This is a genomic window from Johannesbaptistia floridana, assembly GCF_057440575.1.
Window position 1 is genome coordinate 1 of record NZ_JALKVM010000354.1, and the last position, 1203, is coordinate 1203.

At 35.4% G+C, this 1203-nt stretch carries 2 protein-coding genes; both read right to left on the reverse strand.

The genetic code is table 11. The features are described 5' to 3' along the window. Positions 1-703: translation initiation factor IF-2 N-terminal domain-containing protein (locus MW688_RS19565; RefSeq protein ID WP_486737693.1), on the reverse strand; the 703-nt coding region annotated here is incomplete at its 3' end. 187 nt (positions 704-890) lie between these two features. Continuing rightward, positions 891-1154, reverse strand: coding sequence for a YlxR family protein (locus tag MW688_RS19570; protein ID WP_486737694.1), 264 nt, complete (start codon positions 1152-1154; stop codon positions 891-893). Positions 1155-1203: the final 49 nt, after the last annotated feature.

Consider the following 1203-nt stretch of genomic DNA (forward strand, 5'->3'; position numbering starts at 1 on the left):
TTTGGTCTAACTTATTTTGGTCTAACTTATTTTGGTCTAACTTATTTTGGTCTAATTGCTTGCTACGTTTGCTTGATGTTTTAGATTTACCATTAGATTTTTTCGCATCTTTTACTTGAGGCTTAGGTTTTTCTGGTCTTACAGGTGGTCCGAGCAAAATGGGTTTTTCTGACATTTCTGTTTTTTCTTCAGTTGTTTTAGTATCTTCTAAGTTTTCTGGTATTGTATTTTTTGTATTATTTTCCGGTGATGTTAATGAGCTTTCTCTCAACTCACTATTTGTTGATTTTGATGAAGTTTCACTTTCACTCTTAAAACTATTACTTTTAGAATTTGGAACAGATTTAGGTACACGTGGTGGTGGTGCTAGTTGTTGGGTATAGTCAGACTCTGTTTCTTGCATATTATCGGAAATATCATCTGAAGATTGTTTATGATGGACTGCCAAAATTTTTTGCTTGTTTTTGTTATTCTCGTTTTCTAAATCATCGTCTTCTTCTTTTAAGAAGCGATTTTTGGCATTAGAGTTTTGGAAACTCATACGTTCAGCAGTTGCTTTAATTCGTTCTGCTTGAGTTTCTGTAATAGTGCTACTATGGCTTTTCACTCCAATATTGAGCTTTTCACAAATATCTAAAACCTCTTTGTTATCTATTTTCAATTCCTTTGACAAATCGTAAATTCTTACTTTCCCGTGGTTCATCCAATGTCCCCCTGATTACATACCAAGTTTTTATTTACCCCTAGATTGGGATTAATGTTTATTCATGGTCAAAAATTATAGTTTTTTTGCCGTTATGGTTGGTTGATTTTTTATCTTACTACTGTTGCTTTTCGATTACTCCTTCTTTTAGTTCTACTTATATGCTAACGATTTTAGTTAACTATTGTTAATTGTACTGTTTCACGTTGGTTAGTCTCAAAGAAAGTTCCTGATAAATTTTTTCTGACACTGTAGTTTTGAGAACTTTTCCCAAGCGATTTTTCTGAATAGCTGCCTGGAGGCAACTTTCTTGAGGACAAAGATAGGCTGAGCGTCCCATCCCTTGATCTAATTGTACCGTGAGGGAGGGATATACTCTGACAATTCGCCAGAATGAGCTTTTAGGTCCCACTTGGCCACAGCTAATACAGCGACGATAATTAGGCTTCATCTTTCCGCCCTCATGGAGACTCTCGCTAAACCTCTCATCAGGTTAGCGA